At 72.7% G+C, this 5,352-nt stretch carries 1 protein-coding gene; it reads left to right on the forward strand.

Going from position 1 to position 5,352, the window contains the following annotated elements; all coding sequences use genetic code 11:
• Positions 1 to 5,352, forward strand: a 5,352-nt coding sequence (locus ACIRFH_RS36405; protein ID WP_403530829.1) for an amino acid adenylation domain-containing protein, incomplete at both ends; no start/stop codon positions are given.

Raw genomic sequence — 5,352 nt, forward strand, 5'->3', positions numbered from 1 at the left:
CGCCTGCTCGCCGAGAGCCCGGCCTTCGCCGACACGGTCGACCGCTGCGACGAGGCACTGCGCCCGTGGACCGGCTGGTCGGTCCGCGAACTGCTGGAGGACCCCGAGGCGAGCGGGCTGAGCCTGGACGACGTCGAGGTGACCCAGCCCGCGCTGTTCACGGTCGCGCTCGGTCTGGCGGCGGTGTGGCGGTCCGTCGGTCTGGAACCGGAGGCCGTGGTCGGACACAGCCAGGGCGAGGTGCCCGCCGCCGTGGCCGCCGGAGCGCTGACCCTGGAGGAGGGCGCCAAGGTGGTCACCGTCCGCAGCCAGGCCTTCCAGCGCATCGAGAGCGGCTCGGGCGGCATGGCCCTGCTGGGACTGCCGCTGACCGAGGTGGAGGAACTGCTCGCCGAGTACGACGGAGCGCTGTCGGTGGCCGCGGTGAACACCCCGGGTTCGGTGGCGGTGGCCGGCACGGCGGACGCGGTGAGCGACCTGCTCGCGAAGCTGGCGGACCGTGACGTGTTCTCCCGCCGGATCAAGGCGGACCGGGCCGGACACTGCGGCCTCGTCGACCCCGTGCTGCCCGACGTGGAAGCGGCGCTGGGCGGACTGCGCCCCCGCGCGACCACGGTGCCGATGTACTCCTCCGTGACCGGCGCCCCGATCGGCGGAGAGGCCCTGGACGCCCGGTACTGGTGCCGCAACCTGCGGGAGCCGGTGCGCATGGACCTGGCGCTCGACGCGCTGCGCGCCGACGGCTTCGGCGTGTTCACCGAGGTCAGCCCGCATCCGCTGCTGGCCATCCCGCTGACCGCGTTCACCGCCGACCGCGGCGGAGTGGTCCTGGGCAGCCTGCGCCGGGACCACGGAGGCATCGAGCAGATCGTGCGCGGCCTCGGCGAACTGCACGTCCACGGCCACGCGGTCGACTGGACACGGGTCCTCGACGGACCCCGCCGCCCGGTCGACCTGCCCGGCTACGCCTTCCAGCGGCAGAGCTACTGGATCGACGGCGGACCCCGTGACCGGCAGGAGCGGAAGACGGCCCCCGCCGACCTGGCGTCCCGCCTGGCGGCACTGCCCGGGTCGGCCCACGCCACCACCGTGATGGAGGCCGTACAGGACGTGGTCCGCGGCGTTCTCGGACTCGGCGAACCCATGCCCGCGGACGAACGGTTCCAGGACCGCGGACTGGACTCGATGATGGCTCTCCAGCTGCGCAACCGCCTCAGCGAGGTGACCGGCACGCAGCTGCCGTCCACGCTCGCCTTCGAACACCCCACACCCCGGGCGGTCGTGGACCATCTGCTGGCCGACGTCTTCTCCGGGCTGCCGTCCCCCGGCGCGTCGATGGAACGCGCCGAGCAGCGCGACGTCCATCCGGCGACCGAGGGCCAGCGCCGGCTGTGGTTCCTGGAGCGGATGCACCCGGACTCCGCGCAGTACAACGCCGTGCTCCGGCTCGAGGTGGACAGTCCCCTGTGCCCGGAGACGTTCGGCCTGGCTCTTCGCGCGGTGATGGAACGCCACGAGGCGCTGCGCACGGGGCTGGAACTCCGTGACGGCGAACTGGTCCAGGTCGTGCACCAGGACTTCACCGTCCCGCTGCGGCACGAGCGGGTGGCCGGCGCCGATGAGCTCGACCGGATGCTGCACGCGGAGGAACGCGTCCCGTTCCGGCTGGACGCCGAGACCCTGTTCCGCTGCCTGCTGGTGGACTCCGGCGAGACGTGGACCATGTGCTTCACCCTGCACCACGCCATCACCGACGGCTGGTCGATGTCCCTGCTGCTCAGCGAGCTGCACGAGACGTACCGGGCCCTCGCCGGGCAGGAGACCCTCCAGCTCCCGGACGTCCGGTACCACCTCGGTGACTACGCGCGATGGGAGAAGCGGTCCATCGAGCAGGGCGCCTTCGAGCGTTCGCTCGAGTACTTCGCGTCCGAGCTGGGCGGCGCCCAGCGACTGGAACTCCCCGCCCGGGACGTCGCCGAGGACGACCAGGGCGGTGACGCCGTGCACTTCACCGTGCCCGCGGAGCTTCGGGCCGCCCTCGACGAGCTGGCCGCACGCAACTCCGTCACCGGATACACCGTGTACGTCAGTGCCTTCGCGGTGCTGCTCGCCCGGTACACCGACCAGGACGACTTCAGCATCGGCACGATCTGGTCGGCGAGGGAGCTGCCGCAGGTCGCGGAGACCTTCGGATTCCTCGCGAACACCCTGCCGCTGCGCTGCGACCTGACCGGGGAGGTGTCCTTCGAGGACCTCCTCGCCCGCACGCACACCCGGGTGCGGGGGGTGTTCGAGCACCAGAGCGTCCCGCTGACCGAGGTCGTGCGCATGACCGACGGCGGCCGGACCGGCGAGGAGAACCCGCTGTTCCGGGCCGTGTTCAACTACGGCGGCACCGCCTTCCCCACGATGGGAACGGGCGAGGCGGCCTGGCGGCTGCCCACGACGGGAAACCTGTCCGGCAACGTCCAGGGCGCGTCGAAGTTCGAGCTGGGCCTCACGCTGACCACCGACGGCGATGTGCTGCGCGGGGAGCTGGAGTTCCAGTCGCACGTGCTGGACCGGAACTCGGCTCGCCGTATGGTCGCCAACTTCGAGACCCTGCTGGCATCGCTGGCCGCCGAGCCCGCCCGTCCGGTCCGCGACACCGGACTGCTCTGCGATGCGGAACGCCGCTGGCTCGCCGAGCACGGCGGCGAGGTCACCGCCCGGCCCGCCGGGGAGAACGCGTGCCGGCGCATCCTGGAGCAGGCGGCACGGACGCCCGACGCGGTGGCCGTGGTGACGGACGGACACGAGCTGACCTACCGGGAGGTGTCCACGAGAGCCCTCGCGCTCGCCCGTGAGCTCACCGCAACGGGCGTCGCACGCGGTGATCTGGTCGGCCTCTGCCTGCCCCGCACGGTCGACCTGCCGGTGGCGATGCTCGCCACCTGGATGGCCGGGGCCGCCTACGTCCCGCTGGACCCGGAATACCCGAAGTCGCGTCTGGAGCACGTGGTGTCCGACAGCGGCATCGAGGTGGCCGTCTCGAGCGGCTCCCTCGCGGACGCGCTGCCGGACGGCCTGCGGGTGCTGTCCGTCGAGGAGACCACCGGGACCGGGCGGCACGGACAGCCGGACGCCGCCGTGCCGGTCCTGCCGGAACCGTCCGACCCCGCCTACGTCATCTACACCTCCGGCTCGACGGGCACCCCGAAGGGCGTGGTGGTCGAGCACGCGCAGTTCGCCGCCTTCTGCCTGGCGATGGACGAACGGGTCGGAGGCGGTGCCGACGACAGCTGGCTCGCCGTCACCAGCGTGTCCTTCGACATCTCCTGCCTCGAACTGCTGTGGACCCTGACCCGGGGCTACCGCGTGGTGGTCGCGAGCGGAGAGCTCGGCGGCTGGGCCGACTACCGGACGTACGAGCCGACACACCTGCAGTGCACTCCGTCACTGGCCAAGATGCTGCTGGCGGACGCGGGCGGGCGTGAGCTGCTCGGCGGGCTGCGGCTGCTCATCGTCGGCGGCGAAGCGCTCGACCGCGTCCTGGCCGACCGGCTGCTCCGGGCCTGCGGCGGCGACGTGATCAACGGGTACGGGCCCACGGAGACCACGATCTACTCGACGACCTGGCGGGCCGAGCCCGGGCCGGTGTCGCTGGGGTCGCCCGTGCCCGGCACCCGGCTGGCCGTCCTCGACCGGCGGCGGCAGCCGGTACCGCGGGGCTGCCGCGGTGAGCTGTGGATCGGCGGGCACGGTGTCGCGCGAGGCTACCTGGACCGGGCCGCGCTGACGCAGGAGCGGTTCGTGACGGACCCGCTCGCGGGCGCGGGGCGGATGTACCGCACCGGGGACGTGGTCCGCTACCGCGAGGACGGCTCACTGGAGTACTGCGGCCGCGTGGACAACCAGGTGAAACTGGCCGGACACCGCGTCGAGCTCGGCGAGATCGAGTCCGTGGTCTCCGGATGCCCGGGCGTGCGGGAGGCCGCCGCGGTGGTACGGCGGGACGCCGGCCCGGCGGCCCTGTGGGTGTACTACTCCGGGGACGCCGACCAGCGGGACCTGGCCGAGCACGCCGCGGCGCGGCTGCCCGTGTCGATGCTGCCCGCGCGGTGGATACGGCAGGAGAGCCTGCCGCTGACGCCGAACCGCAAGATCGACCGGCTGGCCCTGGCCGCACTGCCGGCGCCGCAGCCGGAGCCCGTGGAACAGGCCGCGGGCGGTGACCGGGTGTGGGAGACGGTGGTCTCGGCCTGGACGCAGGTACTGGGGACGGCCGAGCTGGACCCCGACAGGGGGTTCTTCGAACTGGGCGGCACATCGATGGGAGCACTGCAGGCCCACGAGCTGATCCGCACCGGCCTGGACCGCGAGTTCCCGCTCTCCACGCTGTTCCGCCACTCCACGCTCCGACAGCTCACCGCGTTCCTGCGCGGCGACGCCACACGCGCGGTCACGGCGACGGCGCCCCGGGAGCGTACGGACGAGGACGCGGTGGCGATCGTGGGCATCGCCCTGCGCCTGCCGGGAGCGAACGACGCGGAGGAGTTCTGGGCGAACCTGCGGGGCGGAGTGGAGTCGATCCGCCGCTTCACCGACCGGGAGCTGCTGGACGCCGGGGTGCCCGGGAACGTACTGGACGACCCCGGATACATCCCGGCCAAGGGCTACGTGGAGGACGCCGACCTCTTCGACGCCGAGTTCTTCCACTGCTCCCCTTCCGACGCGGAGAACATGGATCCGCAGCACCGGCTCTTCCTGGAGACGGCCTGGCAGGGCCTGGAGGACGCCGGCATCGTGCCCGGCGCCGGACCCGGCCGCATCGGAGTCTTCGGCGGGGTCGGCTTCGGCGGTTACGACCAGGGCGAACCCGACGACGTCTCGGAGGTCTTCCGTTCGGCGATCGGGAACAAGAACGACTTCCTCGCGACCCGCCTGGCGCACATGCTGAACCTGCGCGGCCCCGCGCTGACGGTGCAGACGGCCTGTTCCACCGGGCTGGTGGCCACACACCTGGCCAGGCAGAGCCTGCTGCGCGGGGAGTCCGACGTGGCCCTCGTCGGCGCCTCCGCCCTCACGTTCCCCCTGGAACAGGGCTACCACTACCAGGAAGGCTTCGTGGCCTCGCCGGACGGACACTGCCGGCCCTTCGACGCCGACGGCGCGGGCACGGTCCTCGCCAACGGCGTGGTGGCGGTGGTGCTGCGCCGGCTGTCGGACGCGGTCGAGGCCGGGGACCGCATCTACGCGGTCGTCCGCGGCAGCGCCGTCAACAACGACGGCTCGGACAAGGTCGGCTTCACCGCGCCCAGCGTCAGCGGGCAGGCCACCGTCATCACCGACGCCCTCGCCGACGCCGGACTG

This window comes from Streptomyces sp. NPDC093586, from assembly GCF_044764905.1.
Taxonomy (GTDB): Bacteria; Actinomycetota; Actinomycetes; order Streptomycetales; family Streptomycetaceae; genus Streptomyces.